The sequence below is a fragment of the Amycolatopsis sp. NPDC006125 genome, from assembly GCF_040614195.1.
In the GTDB taxonomy this organism is placed as follows: Bacteria; Actinomycetota; Actinomycetes; order Mycobacteriales; family Pseudonocardiaceae; genus Amycolatopsis_E; species Amycolatopsis_E tucumanensis.
This window is the reverse complement of the sequence record NZ_JBEXTZ010000028.1, coordinates 19,390-34,378: the sequence shown is the minus strand read 5'-3', so window position 1 is coordinate 34,378 and position 14,989 is coordinate 19,390. Positions and strand designations below refer to the sequence as shown.

Here is a 14,989-nt window from a genome sequence, read left to right as displayed (position 1 = left end):
ACACGCGGAAGGAGCCGCCCAGGCACGCCTGGGCGGCTCCTTCCGTCATGCCTGGTGCCGGTAGAACGTCCGCTGCTCGGTGAACGTGCGCACCGACTCCAGACCGCCGAGCCGGCCGAACCCGGACGCGCCGAGCCCGCCGAAGGGCACGTGCGGCTCGTCCCCGACCGACGGACCGTTGAGGTGCACCGCGCCGGTGCGCAACCGCCCGGCCAGGCGCTCCGCGGCCGCCGCGTCCGCCGTGATCACGCTGGCGATGAGGCCGTACTCGGAGGAGTTCGCGAGCGCGACCGCCTCCTCGTCGCCGGCCACCGGATGCACCGACACCACCGGGGAGAACGCCTCCTCGGTCCACAGGCGACAGTCCGGGCCCACGCCGGTGAGCACGGTCGGGCGGGCGAGACCGCCGTCGAGGTCGGGGCCGCCCGACCGGACGCGCGCACCCTTGCCGACCGCGTCGGCGACCAGCGCGCGGAACCGCTCCGCGGCCCGCCCGTCGATCAGCGGCCCCAGATCGGTGCGCTCGTCGCGGGGATCCCCGGTCACCAGGGCCTCGGCCGCCGCGGACAGGCGCGCCACCAGTTCTCCGGCGCGGTCGGCGTGCACGATGATGCGGTCGGTGCACATGCACACCTGCCCGCTATTGGCGAACGACGCGGTGACCAACGCCGGCGTCCACGCTTCCAGGTCCGCGTCGGCGCGCACGATGGTGGCGTTCTTGCCGCCCAGCTCCAGCACGGACGGAGTCAGGGCACTGCCGGCCAGTTCCGCGATCGACCGGCCCACCGGCGTGGAGCCGATGAACACCACCCGCCGCACGTCCGGATGCGCGATCATCGCGGCCGTCACCTCCGGCCCGGCAGCGGCGTCGGTCGTGACGACGCCGACCACGCCCGCGGGCAGGCCGGCCTCGTGCAGCGCGCCGGCCAGCAGGTGCCCCGCGGCGATCGGCGCGTGCTCGCTGGGCCGCACCACCACCGCGTTGCCCACGGCGAGAGCGATGGCGATCGAGCGGGCGCAGAGGATCACCGGCGCGTTCCACGGCACCAGGGCGAGCACAACCCCGGCCGGCTCGCGCCGCGAGAACGTGACGGTCCCCGGGTCGTGGGAGGGCAGGATCTCCCCCGTGGCGACGGTGACCAGGCCCGCCGCCTCCCGCAGGGTCGCCGCCGCCTCCCGCACGTTCATGTCGGCCCACCCGCGGACCGCGCCCGTCTCCAGGGCCAGCGTGTGCCGGTGAGCATCTAGGTCGCGTTCGAGGATGTCCGCGGCCGTCAGCAGGACGCGCCGCCGTTCGCCGACGCCGGTCGCGGCCCAGGCCCGCTGCGCTGCCGCGGCGGCTGTGACGGCGGCTTCCGCGTCGCGCGCGGTCGCCGCGGCGACGGTCGCCACCGGTTCGCCCGTCACGGGCGAGATGTCGGGAAAGGTGCCACCGGCGGCCGGGTGGTGCTCTCGGCCGTACCAGAGCGGGGTGAGGGTGTCAGTGCGCACGGGTCACGCTCCGAAGACCAGGACGGGCTTGATCGTTTCGCCCGACGCGGCATCCCGCGCGGCGGTCTCGATGTCGGCGAACGGGTAGCGCCGGATCAGCCGGTCCAGCGGGAACCGGCCCGCCCGGTGCAGGGCGATCAGGTGCGGCACGAACGACTCGGGCTCGCTGTCGCCGAGGGTCACCCCGACGATCCGCCGTCCGGGCAGCAGGGCGTTGACGTCGAAGGCGGCGGTGGACCCGGCGTGCGGGGCGCCGATCACCGCGCAGGTGCCGCGCACCGCGAGCGCTCCGATCAGCCCTTCCAGAACGGCGACGTTGCCGGTGGTCTCGATCGCGAGGTCCACCCCGGCGCCGCCGGTGCGGTCGAGCAGGTCCTGCCTAAGGTCCTGCCCGGTCGCGTGAACGGTCTCGGTCGCGCCGAGCGAACGAGCCAGGTCCAGCCGGGACGGCACCCGGTCGACGACGATGATCCGCTCCGCCGCCGTGGACGCGGCGGCCATGACGGCGGCGAGCCCGACCGCGCCGGCGCCTGCCACGACGAGCGAGGCGCCCGGCCGCGGCCGCAGCACGTTGAGCACCGCGCCCGCGCCGGTCTGGAAACCGCAGCCCAGCGGCGCCAGCGTGATCAGCTCGTCGTCGGAGGTGTCCGGAGGCAGCGGGATCACACTGCGTTCGTCGGCGATCGCCATCTCCGCGAAGGACGACTGTCCGAAGAAGTGCGCGTGCAGCGGCCGGCCGGCGGCGTCCCGGACGGTGGGCGAGCCGTCGGCGCGCGCCCCGCCCAGCAGATTGGCCGTCAGGTGCTGCGCGCAGTACGCGGGGTGGCCGGACCGGCACGCGGCGCACCGGCCGCACGAGGTGAAGGTGAGCAGCACCCGCTCCCCCGGGCGCACCCGGGTGACGTGGCCGCCGGTCGCGACGACCTCGCCCGCGCCCTCGTGCCCGAGGATGCCGGGCAGCGGGAACGGGATGACGCCGGAGCGGACGCTGAGATCGGTGTGGCACATCCCGGCTGCCCGCATCCGCACGAGGACTTCGCCGGGTCGCAGGTGGTCCAGGTGGACGGTGGTGAGCCGGAACGGACTGTCCGGACCGGACACCACCGCGGCCGAGGTCACTACGGGCATCGTCGCCCCTCCAGAGTAGCTGAGTCCTGATTATCAGGTCTTGTATCCTGTGATACGAGACTATACTGTGGCGAGCGCGGTCGATGTCCAGCCGCGCACCCGGTTCCCCGGTCCGCGCACTGACCCGGAAGGGCGGAAATGACCTCATCACTCGTCGACGTGCACTCCCACTTCGTCACCGGCGACTACATCGCGGCGGCCCGGCAGGCGGGGCACGACGTTCCCGACGGCATGCCCGGGTGGCCGTCCTGGTCGGCGGAGGAGCACCTGCGGCTGATGGACGACGCCGGGATCGGCCAGGCACTGCTGTCGATCTCCTCCCCCGGTGTCCACTTCGGAGACGACGACACCGCCAGGGACGTGGCCCGGCACGTCAACGACTTCGGCATCGCGGTGGCCGCGGCGCACCCCGGCCGCTTCGGCCTGTTCGCGTCCCTGCCGCTGCCCGATGTGGACGGCGCGATCGCCGAGATCCGCCGGGTCCGCGCCGAAAGCGGGGTCGCCGGGTTCTCGGTGATGTCCAACGCGCACGGCGTGTACCTGGGCGACCCGCGGTACGCGCCGCTGTGGGCCGAACTCGACCGGCACGAGGCCGTGTTGTTCGTGCACCCGACGAAACCGCTCAACGCCGACGCGGTCGCGCTGGGACGGCCGCTGCCGATGATCGAGTTCCCGTTCGACACGGCCCGCACCGTCGTCGACCTGATCTTCGCCGGCGTCCTGCTCCGCCACCCGCGCATCCGGTTCGTGTTCACGCACAGCGGCGGTGTCCTGCCGCTGCTGATGGACCGGGTGGAACTGTTCCGCGGCAGGGCGCTCGGCATCGGCGACGGCGATCCCGCGGAGAGCGCCCGCATACAGCTCGGCAAGCTGTGGTTCGACTGCGCCGGCACCCCCATGCCGACCGCGCTGTCCACACTCGCCTCCGTCGTGGGCACCGACCGGTTGCTCTTCGGCACCGACTACTGCTTCACCCGGCCCGCCCAGGTGCTGGCCGGGATCGGCGAGATCGAAAAGGCGGGCGCCTGCCCGGCCGGTGGCAGCTGGCTCGATCTGTTCCGCCGCAACACCAAGGCCCTGCGCTAGCCGGCCCCGACCTGTTCGCTTGCACAAGGAGGTCCAAGTGAGCACCACGCCCACCACCGTCGGCCACGGCGCGGCCAGGGTCACCGTGACCCGGACGTCGCCCGCGATCATGCTGCTGTGCGGCGCGGCCCTGATCTTCGAGGGCTACGACATCTACGTCTTCGGTGTCGCCGTGCCCTCGCTGCTCCAGCACCCCGGGTGGACGCTGAGCCCGGGCTACGCCGGGGTGATCGGCTCGGCGGCCGTGTTCGGCATGCTGCTCGGCGCGCTCGTCGCCGGCATGTTCACCGACATCATCGGCCGCCGCCGCATCTACCTGGCCACCGTCACCGTCTTCTCGCTCGGCATGCTGCTGTGCGCCGTGGCGCCCACCCCCGAAGTGCTGCTCGTCGGCAGGCTCATCGTGGGCATCGGCGGCGGCGGGTTCATGCCCACGGCACTGTCCATGGTCGTCGAGTTCTCGCCGGAGGGCAGGCGCAACCTCAACGTCTCCCTCGCCCTCGTCGGAGTGGGGCTCGGCGGCATCCTCTCGGCGTTGCTGGGCATCTGGCTGGTGCCGGCCTGGGGCTACCGCGCGCTGTTCTGGATCGGGGTGCTGCCCCTGCTGATCCTGCTGCCGTTCGCGCTGCGCAGGCTGCCCGAATCCGTGTCGTTCCTGGTCTCGAAAGGACGGATCGCGGCCGCGCGCGAGCAGATCCACCGGTTCCGGCTGCCGCTGGAGCTCACCGAGATCCCGGGCGCGCAGCCGGTCACGGGACGGGAGCGCCCGTTCGCCGCGGCCGGGTCGCTGTTCGGGCGACGGCACCTGCGCGCCACCGTGGTCTTCTGGATCGGCACGGCACTGTGCCTGCTGCTGATGTTCGGCACCAACACGTGGCTGCCCTCGCTGATGATGAAGTCCGGGTACGGCATCAGCTCCGCGCTGTCGTTCCTGGTGTTCCTCAACCTCGGCGCGGTCCTCGGTTCGCTCGCCGGCGCGGCCGTCGCCGACCGGGTCGGCCCCAAGTACGTGGTGATCGCCGGTTTCTGCTCCGCGGCGCTGGCGCTGGCCGCGCTGTCCCAGCAGCCCGCGCCCGCCCTGGTGTACCTGCTGGTGGTCTTCGTCGGCGCGGGCGGGGCGGGCACGCAGAACCTGCTCAACTCCTACATGGCCACCTACTACCCGCCGTCCAACCGCGGCAGCGGGCTCGGGCTGGCGCTCGCGTTCGGCCGCATCGGCGGGGTGGTGGGCCCGATCTACGGCGGCCTCATCGTCGCCTCCGGCGCAGGCACCGCCACCGGGTTCCTGGCCTTCGCGCTCGCCCCCGTGGTGGCCGCGCTGGTGCTGACCTTCGGGCCCCGCGTCCCCGGGCGGGCCGCGTCGTGACCGCGGTGCTCACCGGCCACGAGCACCAGCTCGTGCACCAGATGGACGCCGTCGACGAACTCCTGACCCGGACCGCCGACCCCCACCACCGGCGCATCCTGCTGAACTTCCGGCAGCACGTCCTGCTCGAAGTGGCCGGGCGCCACCACGAGTTCCTGACACCGGCGATGATGGCCGCCGAGCCGGTCTACCGCCTGGGCGAGGGCCGGGCGAACATCGTCCTCACCGGGCTGGAGGAGATCGGGCGGTTCTACGACGAGGTGCGGCGGGCGGAAGCCCTCGTGCTGTGGACGACCGCGCTCCGGCCCGCCGTCGCGGACTGGGGTTTCGCCGCCGAGGCCTGGTTCCACCGCCAGCTGCCCGGCCGCTTCCTGGCCCGCACCGGCGCCGACGTGGACGATCCGGCGGCGACCTACCTGGTCAGCTGCCGCGCGGCCTTCATCTGGCCGTACGACGAGCAGGGCAGGCTCGAAGGCGAGCACGTGTACGAGGATCCGGGCAGCGTCACGACGCGGAAGCTGACGCCCGCGGAGGTTATCCCCCCGGGACGGGCGGCCGAGCTGCTCGCCCCCGTGATCGCAGCCCACCCCGGTCAGGGCTGAGCCAGCCGCTCACCGGGTGAGCAGGGCGGGCGTCAGGCGCTCCAGCTCCGCCAGTGCCGCGGCCACCCCAGCGGCGCCGCGCGCGCCCGGCCGGGTGACCGTCAGAATCTTGCGCCGCGGCTCCTCCGCGCACGTCAGCCGGACCACCGGGGCGGTCTCGGGGACCCGGGCCAGCCTCGGCACCAGCGCCACCCCGAGCCCGTGCGCCACCAGCGCGATCGTCGCCTCCCAGTTGACCGCGTCGTGGGCGACCGGCGGGGTGAAACCGGCCGCGCCGCAGGCGGACAGGACGTGGGTGCGGCACGTGCACGGCGCGCCGGGCACGATCCACGGCTCGTCCGCGGCCTCGGCGAGCTCCACCCGTTCCCGGGCCGCGAGCCGGTGGCCGGCCGGAACCAGCAGGTCGAACGGGTCGTCCAGCAGCGGACGCTGGTCGAACCGGGCCCGGTCGCGGGGCGGCTCGTCCGGTTTGGCCTCCACCACTGCCAGGTCCGCGTCGCCGTCGAACAGCAGGTCGAAGCAGTTCCCGGCCTCGGCCTCGCGGATCCGCGGGGTCAGCCGCGGGTGACGGGCGGCGAGCGCGGCGGCGGCCGGGGCGAGCAGCGCGCTCACCGCGCCCGGGAACCCGGCCAGCCGCAGCAGCCCGGCGGGCTGGTCGTCGTCGGCGCGCAGGTCCCGCTCGGCCACTTCCCAGCGCGCCTGGATCTCGTCCGCGTGCGCCAGGAGCCGTTGCGCCGCCGGCGTCAGCCGCACGCGGCGGCCGTGGGGTTCGAGCAGCGCCACCCCGAGCTCCCGCCCCAGCTGGCGGATCTGCTGCGATGCGGCCGACGGGGTGAAGTGCAGGGCCTCCGCCGCCGCCCGCACCGTGCCGTAGTGGTCCACCGCGCGGAGCACGTGGAGCCGCCGCAGGTCGATCATGTAGCTGATTCTTCACGGTCATGTCCGGAAACACAACCTGGACCTACCCGGTCCGGCGACGCACGCTGGAACCAGGAGGTGCCCGCATGATCACCGTGTGGTTGTCGTTGTTCGCCGAAACCGTGGTGGCGACCGGAATCGCCGCCGCGCTCGTCCGCTGGTCCGCCCGCCGGTGAGGGCGATCTGGCTAGCGGTCGGCCTGGTGCTGCTGACCCTCAACCTGCGCGCGGCCATCACCGGCGTCCCGCCGGTGCTCGGCGAGCTGCGGGAGGAGTTCGGCCTCACCGGCGTCGAGGTCAGCGTGCTCACCACCCTGCCGGAGCTGTGCGTGGGCCTGTTCTCCGCGCTCGCGCCCGCGCTGGCCCGCCGGATCGGCACCGAGGCGGCGATCACCGCGGCGCTCGTGGTGCTCACGGCCGGGCTCCTGCTGCGCGCGATCCCCGGCCGGGCGGCGTTGTTCGCCGGGACCGTGCTGGCCGGAGCCGGTGTCGCGACCGGCAACGTGCTGGTGCCCGCGGTCGTCAAGCACGCCTTCCCCGGCCGCGCGGGCACGTTCACCGGCCTGGCGATGATGCTGATGTCCGTCAGCGGCGCGGCCGCCGCGGGGTTGGCGGTGCCGCTGGAGCAGGCGGGCGGCTGGCGGCTCGCGCTCGTCGCGTGGGCGGTCCCGGCGCTCGTCGCGGCACTCGCGTGGGGCCCGCTCACCCGCCGTCGCGCCGCCGAACCCGTTCAGCAGGCCGCGGGTTCGCTGCTGCGCGAGCCGCTGGCCTGGTCGGTGATGGTGTTCATGGGCATGGCGTCGCTGATGTTCTACACACTGACGTCGTGGCTGCCGCAGATCATGCGCGAGCACGGCTTCCCGGCCGCCACGGCGGGCACGATGAACTCGGTCATCATCGTCATCGGGATCCCGCTCGGGTTCGCCGTGCCGGTCCTCGCCGCCCGGATGCGGGACCAGCGGCCGCTCGTCCTCGCGGTGGCCGCGCTGATGGTCCTCGGACTGGGCGGCCTGCTGGTGGCGCCCGGGGCGGGGTGGCTGTGGACGGTGGTGTTCGGCGTCGCCACCGGCAGCGCCTTCCCGCTCGCCCTCACGCTGCTCAACCTGCGGTCCCCCACGGCGGAGATCACCGCGCGGCTGTCCGGCATGGCGCAGTCCGGTGGTTACCTCCTCGCCGCCACCGGCCCGCTGACGTTCGGCCTGCTGCACACCACGACCGGCGGCTGGCACGCCTCGATCTGGCTGCTGCTCCTGCTGGTCGTGCCCGAGCTGGTGTGCGGGCTCGCCGCCGCGCGACCCGGCCTGCTGCGCCCGCCGGAGCCGGTGGTCACCTCCGCCGCGCCGCTGCCCTGATCACGGAGCGGATCCTCCCGGTGGCGCGGCCGTGGCCGCGGCGCGACGGCCGCGAGTTCGCCCGCCCCGCCGGGACAGCCGGCGATGTCCAGAGGCCGCCCGCACGCGGGAGGTCGGCATGGGATGGACGCGGCCCGTTCCACGCCCGTGCCGACGTCGAACCGGAGGTCGTGGCGCCGCCCCTTGTCAGCAACGGCGGCCGCACGATGGCGACCTTGCGGAGCTTCGTGGCGGGCAAGCTGCGCCGCGAACAGGCCGCAGGAACGGTGTCCCCTGAGGCCGAGGTGGAGCTCGTCGCGGAACGCATGGTGCGGATCTCCGCGTCGTTCCTGGTCACCCCGAGCCTGCTCGTCGACCTGGACGACGAGGGAGCAGCTGCGGGACATCGCGCGCCGCTTCCTGGTGCCGATGCTCGCCCTGATCGCGGAGCCTGGAGCATGGGCGCGCCCCGGCCTGGGTACTCACCTGACGTGAGCCCTGCCCGACGGAAGACCGACCGGCTCGCCTCGTACCGGGCCAAGCGGGACTTCTCGGTCACCGGGGAGCCTGCCGGGGCCGCGGCGGGCGGCGCGTCCGGGCGGCGGTTCGTCGTGCAGCGGCACCGCGCCCGGCGGCTCCACTACGACTTCCGCCTGGAGGTCGACGGCGTGCTCGCGAGCTGGGCGGTGCCGAAGGGGCCGACCCTGGACCCCGGGGTGCGTCAGCTCGCCGTCCACGTCGAGGACCACCCGCTCGAATACGCCGACTTCGAGGGCGTCATCCCGAAGGGCCAGTACGGCGGCGGCGACGTCATCGTGTGGGACCGGGGCACCTGGGAGCCCGCCGACGGCGCCGACCCGGCCCGGGCGATCGACGACGGCGAGCTGCACTTCGACCTGCGTGGGGAGAAGCTCGCCGGCCGGTTCGCCCTGGTCCGCACGGAACGCCGGGGCAAGGAGCAGTGGCTGCTGATCCACAAGCACGACGACGACGCCCGGCCGGACTGGGATCCCGAGGAGCTGCCCCGGTCGGTCAAGTCCGGCCGCACCAACGACGAGGTCGCCGCCGCGCCGGAGGCGATGTGGCGCAGCGGCGTGCCCGCCGCCGAGGCCGAGGTGCCGCTGGCTCCACAGTGGACTCCCCCGTCGGACGAGGAGCTCGCCGCGCTGGACGAGATGGGCAAGTCCGGCACCTGGACGATCGCGGGGCGCCGCCTCAAGCTCACCAACCTGGACAAGGTGCTGTTCCCCGGCGCGGGCGGCGAACCGCCGGTGACCAAACGGGACCTCATCCGCTACAGCGCTCGGATCGCCCCGTTCATGCTGCCCTACCTCGCCGGCCGTCCAGTGAACGCGCACCGCTACCCCGACGGCGTGGACCGGCCCGGCTTCTGGCACAAGGAGGTGCCGGGCCACGCCCCGGAGTGGCTCAACCGCTGGCACAACACCGAAGCCGACCCCGGCGAGACCCAGTGCTACGCGGTGCTGGACAGCGTGCCCGCCCTGGTGTGGATGGCCAACTTCGGCGGCGTCGAGCTGCACCCGTGGACCTCGCGGCTGCCCGACGTGCACCAGCCCACCTGGGCGCTGATCGACATCGACCCGGGCACCACCACCGGCTTCGACGACATCGTCGAACTCGCCCGCCTCTACCGCACCGCGCTGGACCACCTGGACCTGCGCGGCATGCCCAAGGTCACCGGGCAGCGCGGCATCCAGATCTGGGTGCCGGTCGCCCCCGGCTACACCTTCACCGAGACCCGCAACTGGGTCGAGACGCTGTCCCGGGTCGTCGGCCGCGTGCTGCCCGACCTGGTCAGCTGGCGGTGGTACAAGAACGAGCGCGGCGGTCTCGCCCGCCTCGACTACACCCAGAACGCGATCAACAAGACCCTGGTCGCCCCGTTCAGCCCACGCCCGGCTCCCGGCGCGCCGGTCTCGGTCCCCATCACCTGGGACGAGCTCGACGACCCGGCGCTGCGCCCGGACCGCTGGACCGTCCGCACCGTCCTCGACCGCGTCGCCGAGGCGGGCGACCCGCTCGCCCCGCTGATCGGCCTGCCGCAGCAGCTGCCCGAACTGGAGAGCTGAACCGGAACCACCGCGGCCGGTGGGGGATGATCCGCGCATGAGTTCGCACGACAGCGGTGAACCGCCGGCGTGGCGGCGCGCCACCGCGGGGGCGCACCGGTGGCCTGCCGCGGTCACGATCGGCGCGGTGATCGGCGTCCAGGTGCTCCTGCCCGACCGCCTGGTGATCCAGCCGGACTGGCTGCTGCCCGGGTTGTCGGCGCTGCTGTTGCTGACACTGGTGGCGCTCGGGCCCGGCCGCGCGGCCGGGGACCACCGGCACGCGCGCAAGGTGGCGTTGTCCCTGCTGCTGGTGGTGAGCGCGGGCAACGCCGGCTCGGCGGTGCTGCTGGTCGGCCACATCCTCGACGGCTCGATCGGCGACCAGGCGGGCCCGCTGCTCGCCGCCGGGGCGGGCGTGTACCTCACCAACGTCGTGGTGTTCTCGCTGTGGTACTGGGAGTTCGACCGCGGCGGCCCGGCCGCGCGGGCGGCAGGCACCCAGGAGTACCCGGACCTGCTGTTCCCCCAGATGACCAGCCCCGGGCTGGCGCCGCGCGACTGGGAACCGGCCTATGTGGACTACCTGTACCTGGCCTTCACCAACGCGACCGCGTTCAGCCCCACCGACGTGCTGCCGCTGAGGCCGTGGGCGAAGCTCACCATGCTGGCCCAGTCGGTCGTGTCCCTCGTGCTGGTGGTGCTGGTCGTCGCGCGGGCCGTGAACATCCTGCACTGATCCGCGAAAGATCCGATGTATCCTGCCTCTACGTCGTGGACAAGGAGCGGGTATGCCGGAGATCGCGCTGCACACGGAGCTGAAGCCGGGCTCGGAGCTGGACTACGAGGCCGTGCACCGGTCCATCCCCTCCGATGTGGCGGCCGCGCTGGTCGGCAGCGGCGTCCGGAACTGGCGGATCTGGCGCGACGGCACGCACCTGTTCCACCTCGTCGAGGTCGAGGACTACCGGCGGATGCGGCACGCGCTGCGCGACCACCCGGCGAACGTCCGCTGGCAGGAGACCGTCGGGCCACTGCACGCCACGCCGGACGACTACTCCGGCGCCGACGACGGGCTGCCGATGGTGTGGAGCCTCGCCGGGCAGCTGGCCGGGAAGGACCGCTGAGCGGCATGTCCGTCACCGACGACGCCATCGAGGCGATCAAGCAAATGATCGTGGACGGCGAGCTGCGCCCCGGCGACCGCCTGCCCAGGGAGGCCGACCTCGCCGACCGGCTCGGCCTGTCGCGCAACTCCCTGCGCGAGGCGGTGCGCGCGCTGTCGCTGATCCACGTGCTCGACGTGCGCCGCGGCGACGGGACGTACGTGACGAGCCTGGAGCCGTCGCTGCTGATGGACGCGATGGGGTTCGTGGTGGACTTCCACCGCGACGACACCGTGCTGCAGTTCCTGGAGGCGCGCCGCGTCATCGAGCCCGCCGTGACCGAGATGGCGGCGCGGAACATGCCCGACTCCGACCTCGAGGACCTCGCGAAGCTGCTCGACTCGCTCGGCGACCGGCCCACGGTGGACCAGCTGGTGGAGAACGACCTGGAGTTCCACCGCCGCATCGCCGGCGGCTGCGGGAACTCCGTGCTGGCCTCGCTGCTGGAAAGCCTGTCCGGGCGCACGCAGCGGGCGCGGACGTGGCGGGGCATCACGCAGGAGGGCGTGGCGGAGCGGACGCTCGCCGAGCACCGCGCCATCCTGCACGCACTGGCCGCCCGGCAGCCCGACGTCGCCCGCGCCGCCGCGACGGTCCACATCGCCGGCGTGGAGCAGTGGCTGCGCCAGACCCTGGTCGAGTAGCGGCCGGGGACCAGCTCAGGCGATCCCCGGCGCGGGTCCCGTCCAGGACGGGGCGTGCAGGTCGGCATCGGCGATGACGAACTTCGCGTTCATCTCCCTGATCAGGGTGTCGACCTCGTCCACCGTGCGGTGCATCAGCGCGTCGGCTTTCTGCAGGAAGCTGTAGAGGGTGCCGTAGAACCCGCCGCCGTCCAGGTTCTCCGTGCCGTTGGCCTGGAGCACCTCGATCATCTTGTCGGTGATCGTGAACGGGGCCATTGGGCCGGCGGTCGCGAGGTCGACGATCCCCCGGTAGGTCTTCCACCCGGTCGACAGGCCCGGGCTCACCTCGCCCTGCGCGTCGAACTTCTCGAGCTGCTCCACGCACGCGCCCATCAGGCTGTTCAGGTTGAACCGCGCGCGGTGGACGATCGCGCCGAACCGGGTGAGCGACTCGGCCAGCACGGTGAGCGCGGAGGCGCGGAAGTGGTCGTACCACTCGTTGATCGTCGAGCACCGCGCCTGCGCCTCGTGCGGCACCGAGCCCGGCGGTCCGCTCCAGTGCGCGGCCCACCACCCGTTGCCCACCTGCAGGGTTTCCAAGCGGCCGTACTCGGACAGCGATCGGCCGGACGCCCGGGTGTTCTCCAGCGCGCTGCCCGCCCGCTCGATCCAGCCGCCGTCCTGCAGCGCGAGCGCGGCGGGGTCGCGGCCGGCGTTGCCCTTCACCTTGCCGACGTCCTGACCGCTGAGGATCTCCGCGTGGCTGAAGAACTCCTCCACGCTGAGGTCCCGGCTGCCATCGCCGTGCACCGAGCCCTGCATGATCGGGTAGAGGGTGACCCCGGGGGCGACGCGGTAGTTGAACGAGGGCCCCAGGTTGTTGTCCGTCGAGCGCAGTTCCGTCGACTGCTCCAGCAGGTCCTCGGTGTGCGCCCACACCGGTCCCCAGGGCGGCCCCTGCGGGTCGACCACGCTCAGCGCCTTCAGCATGCCGTGCAAGGCCGGGGCGTAACCGTCGCGGAACACCGGGTCGAGATCGGCGACCGGACCACCGGCGTCCTCGGAGTACCACCGCTGCGCCATGTCGTCCCCCTACTCCGGATTCAGCGCCTTGGCTATCGAGCTCAGCGATTGGACGTTCTCCGCCTCGACTCCTTCGTAGGCGTCCGCGGAGGCGAGCATCCGCTCACGCAGCCCGTCGAGGAACGCGATGAAATCGCCTTCCTCGTTGACGAACTCCGTCACCTTCGCGGCGAATTCGCGGGCGAACCGCAGCAGCCCCTCCTGGAACTGCCCGGTCTTGCCCCACCCGCCCTGCAGGACACCCTGCTCCGCCTCGATCGCGACGTCGCGCAGCAGGGCATGACCGTCCCGCAGGAAATCGACCACCCCGCCACCGGCGCCCTCGCCGCCGAGCACGCTCGTGGCGTACCTGCGCAGCTCCGGCGCGTCCACAACCAGGTCCACGGAACTCCCCTCCCCCAGCGGAATCCGGACAAGGGGAGACTAGCGCCGACCGAGGGGCCTTGTACGCCGTTTCCTGGAAACCCTGTCAGCGCGGCCGCAGCCGCAGGTCCTGCATCCCGCCGTCCACGGCCACGCCCACCCCGGCCGTGGACGTCGCCAGCGGGCTCGCCAGGTAGACCACCGCGTGCGCGACCTCCGCCGGGGACACGAGCCGCCCGTGGGGTTGCCTCGCCTCCAGCGCCGCGCGCTCCGCCTCGGGGTCCTCCGCCCGCTCCAGCAGCCGCCCGATCCACGGCGTGTCGGCCGTGCCCGGGTGCACGCAGTTGACCCGGATCCCCTCCCGCAGATGGTCGGCGGCCATCGCCCGCGTCAACGCCGCCACCGCGCCCTTCGACGCGCTGTACAACGCCCGCTGCGGCAGCCCGGCCGTCGCCGCGATCGAGCCGACGTTCACGATCGCCGCGGCGCGGGACCGGCGCAGGTGCGGCAGCGCCGCCCGGCTCACCCGCACCATCCCGAGCAGGTTCACGTCCAGCACCCGCAGCCACTCGGCGTCGTCGTTGTCGGCGACCGTGCCCTGCGCCCCGATGCCCGCGTTGTTCACCACGATGTCCAGCCCGCCGAACCGGTCCACCACCGCGGAAATCCCCTGCCGCACCGACTCGTCGTCACTCACGTCGACCCGCACGCCGTCTTCGACCTCGGTCAGGTCCAGCGCCGCCACCCGCGCGCCGCGCTCCCGCAGCGCCGCCACGATCGCCGCGCCGATCCCCGACGCCCCGCCGGTGACTGCGGCGACGAGCCCGTCGAACTCGCCCATCACGCCACCTCCGCCGCGACGAACTCCTGCCGCTGCCTGCCCAGGCCCTCGATCTCCAGCTCCACCACGTCGCCCGGCCGCAGGTACGGGTACTTCCCCGACAGCGCGACGCCCTGCGGCGTGCCGGTCATGATCACGTCACCCGGTTCCAGCGCCAGGTACCGGCTCAGGTGCCACACCAGGTGCTCGACCCCGAAGATCATGTCCGCGGTCGTGGAGTCCTGGCGCGGCTCGCCGTTGACCCAGCTGCGCAACCGCAGCCCGGCGTGGTCCACTTCGTCCGGCGTCACCAGCCACGGCCCGAGCGGGTTGAACCCGGGCGCGCACTTGCCCTTGCTCCACTGCCCGCCGGAATCGACGAGCTGGTACTGCCGCTCCGAGACGTCGTTGCCGAGCACGAAACCGGCGACGTGCGCGAGGCTCTGCGACGGCGAGTCGAGGTACAGCGCCCGCTTGCCGATCACGACGCCGAGCTCGACCTCCCAGTCGGTGCGCTCGCTGCCGGGCGGGATCGTCACCGGGTCGTGCGGCCCGGCGAGCGTGTTCGGCGTCTTGAGGAACATGATCGGCACGTCCGGCGGCGCCGAGCCCGACTCGGCGGCGTGCTCGGCGTAGTTCATCCCGATGCAGATGATCGCGCCGGGCCGCGTGATCGGCGCGCCCACCCGCAGGGCGTCCGCGTCCGGCAGTTCCGGCAGCTCGCCGGCCTCCAACGCGGCCCGGACCGCCGCGATACCGCCTCCGGCGAGGAACGCGCCGTCGATGTCGGCCGTCAGCCCGGTCAGGTCGTAGGTCGTGCCGCCGGCGACGACGGCGGGTCGTTCCTGGCCGGCGGGACCGAGGCGGACGAGGTGCACGGTTCACTTCCTCACGGTATTGGTCGGGTCTCTTCATCGAGCTCGCCAAGATCCTAGGCCACC

Annotated in this window: 15 protein-coding genes; 8 read left to right on the top strand and 7 right to left on the bottom strand. The window is 73.2% G+C overall.

What is annotated here, in order from left to right:
- Window positions 1–45 precede the first annotated feature (45 nt).
- The gene (locus ABZ193_RS16575) at window positions 46–1,491 is read right to left on the bottom strand and encodes an aldehyde dehydrogenase family protein (RefSeq protein ID WP_354710451.1); all 1,446 of its coding nucleotides are present in this window, start codon (window positions 1,489–1,491) and stop codon (window positions 46–48) included.
- Between the two features lie 3 nt (window positions 1,492–1,494).
- On the bottom strand, window positions 1,495–2,619 hold the full coding sequence (locus tag ABZ193_RS16570) for an NAD(P)-dependent alcohol dehydrogenase (RefSeq protein WP_027936046.1): 1,125 nt from the start codon (window positions 2,617–2,619) through the stop codon (window positions 1,495–1,497).
- A gap of 138 nt (window positions 2,620–2,757) precedes the next feature.
- Between ABZ193_RS16570 and ABZ193_RS16565 the strand changes: the two genes are divergently transcribed.
- From ABZ193_RS16565 to ABZ193_RS16555, 3 genes are read left to right on the top strand one after another with little or no spacing between them, the layout of a single operon-like run.
- A complete protein-coding gene (locus ABZ193_RS16565; protein ID WP_354710450.1) occupies window positions 2,758–3,705 on the top strand; it encodes an amidohydrolase family protein in 948 nt (315 codons plus the stop codon).
- A 37-nt stretch (window positions 3,706–3,742) separates the two neighbouring features.
- Window positions 3,743–5,071 carry an aromatic acid/H+ symport family MFS transporter gene (locus tag ABZ193_RS16560; protein WP_237335015.1) on the top strand — a complete coding sequence of 443 codons (1,329 nt, stop codon included), beginning with the start codon at window positions 3,743–3,745 and terminating at the stop codon, window positions 5,069–5,071.
- Window positions 5,068–5,673 carry a hypothetical protein gene (locus ABZ193_RS16555; protein WP_354710449.1) on the top strand — a complete coding sequence of 202 codons (606 nt, stop codon included), beginning with the start codon at window positions 5,068–5,070 and terminating at the stop codon, window positions 5,671–5,673. Before ABZ193_RS16560 ends, ABZ193_RS16555 begins: the two co-directional genes overlap by 4 nt.
- 9 nt (window positions 5,674–5,682) lie before the next feature.
- Here ABZ193_RS16555 and ABZ193_RS16550 read toward each other — a convergent pair whose 3' ends face one another.
- Complete coding sequence (locus ABZ193_RS16550) at window positions 5,683–6,591, bottom strand: LysR family transcriptional regulator (RefSeq protein WP_237335017.1); 909 nt, start codon at window positions 6,589–6,591, stop codon at window positions 5,683–5,685.
- 172 nt (window positions 6,592–6,763) lie between these two features.
- Between ABZ193_RS16550 and ABZ193_RS16545 the strand changes: the two genes are divergently transcribed.
- From ABZ193_RS16545 to ABZ193_RS16525, 5 genes are all read left to right on the top strand, one after another.
- Window positions 6,764–7,942: an MFS transporter gene (locus ABZ193_RS16545; protein WP_354710448.1), complete on the top strand. Its 1,179-nt coding sequence runs from the start codon at window positions 6,764–6,766 to the stop codon at window positions 7,940–7,942.
- Window positions 7,943–8,379: 437 nt separating this feature from the next.
- A complete protein-coding gene (locus ABZ193_RS16540) occupies window positions 8,380–10,011 on the top strand; it encodes a DNA polymerase ligase N-terminal domain-containing protein (protein WP_354710478.1) in 1,632 nt (543 codons plus the stop codon).
- Window positions 10,012–10,048: 37 nt separating this feature from the next.
- Window positions 10,049–10,729, top strand: coding sequence for a hypothetical protein (locus tag ABZ193_RS16535; protein ID WP_354710447.1), 681 nt, complete (start codon window positions 10,049–10,051; stop codon window positions 10,727–10,729).
- 52 nt (window positions 10,730–10,781) lie between these two features.
- Window positions 10,782–11,117, top strand: coding sequence for an L-rhamnose mutarotase (locus tag ABZ193_RS16530; protein WP_354710446.1), 336 nt, complete (start codon window positions 10,782–10,784; stop codon window positions 11,115–11,117).
- 5 nt (window positions 11,118–11,122) lie between these two features.
- On the top strand, window positions 11,123–11,800 hold the full coding sequence (locus ABZ193_RS16525; RefSeq protein ID WP_354710445.1) for a FadR/GntR family transcriptional regulator: 678 nt from the start codon (window positions 11,123–11,125) through the stop codon (window positions 11,798–11,800).
- Window positions 11,801–11,815: 15 nt separating this feature from the next.
- Here ABZ193_RS16525 and ABZ193_RS16520 read toward each other — a convergent pair whose 3' ends face one another.
- The 4 genes from ABZ193_RS16520 to ABZ193_RS16505 form a co-directional block, all read right to left on the bottom strand.
- Window positions 11,816–12,865: a hypothetical protein gene (locus ABZ193_RS16520; protein WP_354710444.1), complete on the bottom strand. Its 1,050-nt coding sequence runs from the start codon at window positions 12,863–12,865 to the stop codon at window positions 11,816–11,818.
- Between the two features lie 9 nt (window positions 12,866–12,874).
- Window positions 12,875–13,249 (bottom strand): hypothetical protein, encoded by a 375-nt coding sequence (locus ABZ193_RS16515; RefSeq protein ID WP_354710443.1) that lies wholly within the window; start codon window positions 13,247–13,249, stop codon window positions 12,875–12,877.
- A gap of 85 nt (window positions 13,250–13,334) precedes the next feature.
- Window positions 13,335–14,069, bottom strand: a complete 735-nt coding sequence (locus ABZ193_RS16510; RefSeq protein WP_354710442.1) for an SDR family oxidoreductase — start codon at window positions 14,067–14,069, stop codon at window positions 13,335–13,337.
- Window positions 14,069–14,926: a fumarylacetoacetate hydrolase family protein gene (locus ABZ193_RS16505; protein ID WP_354710441.1), complete on the bottom strand. Its 858-nt coding sequence runs from the start codon at window positions 14,924–14,926 to the stop codon at window positions 14,069–14,071. The genes ABZ193_RS16510 and ABZ193_RS16505 overlap by 1 nt, the downstream gene beginning before the upstream one ends.
- Window positions 14,927–14,989 lie beyond the last annotated feature (63 nt).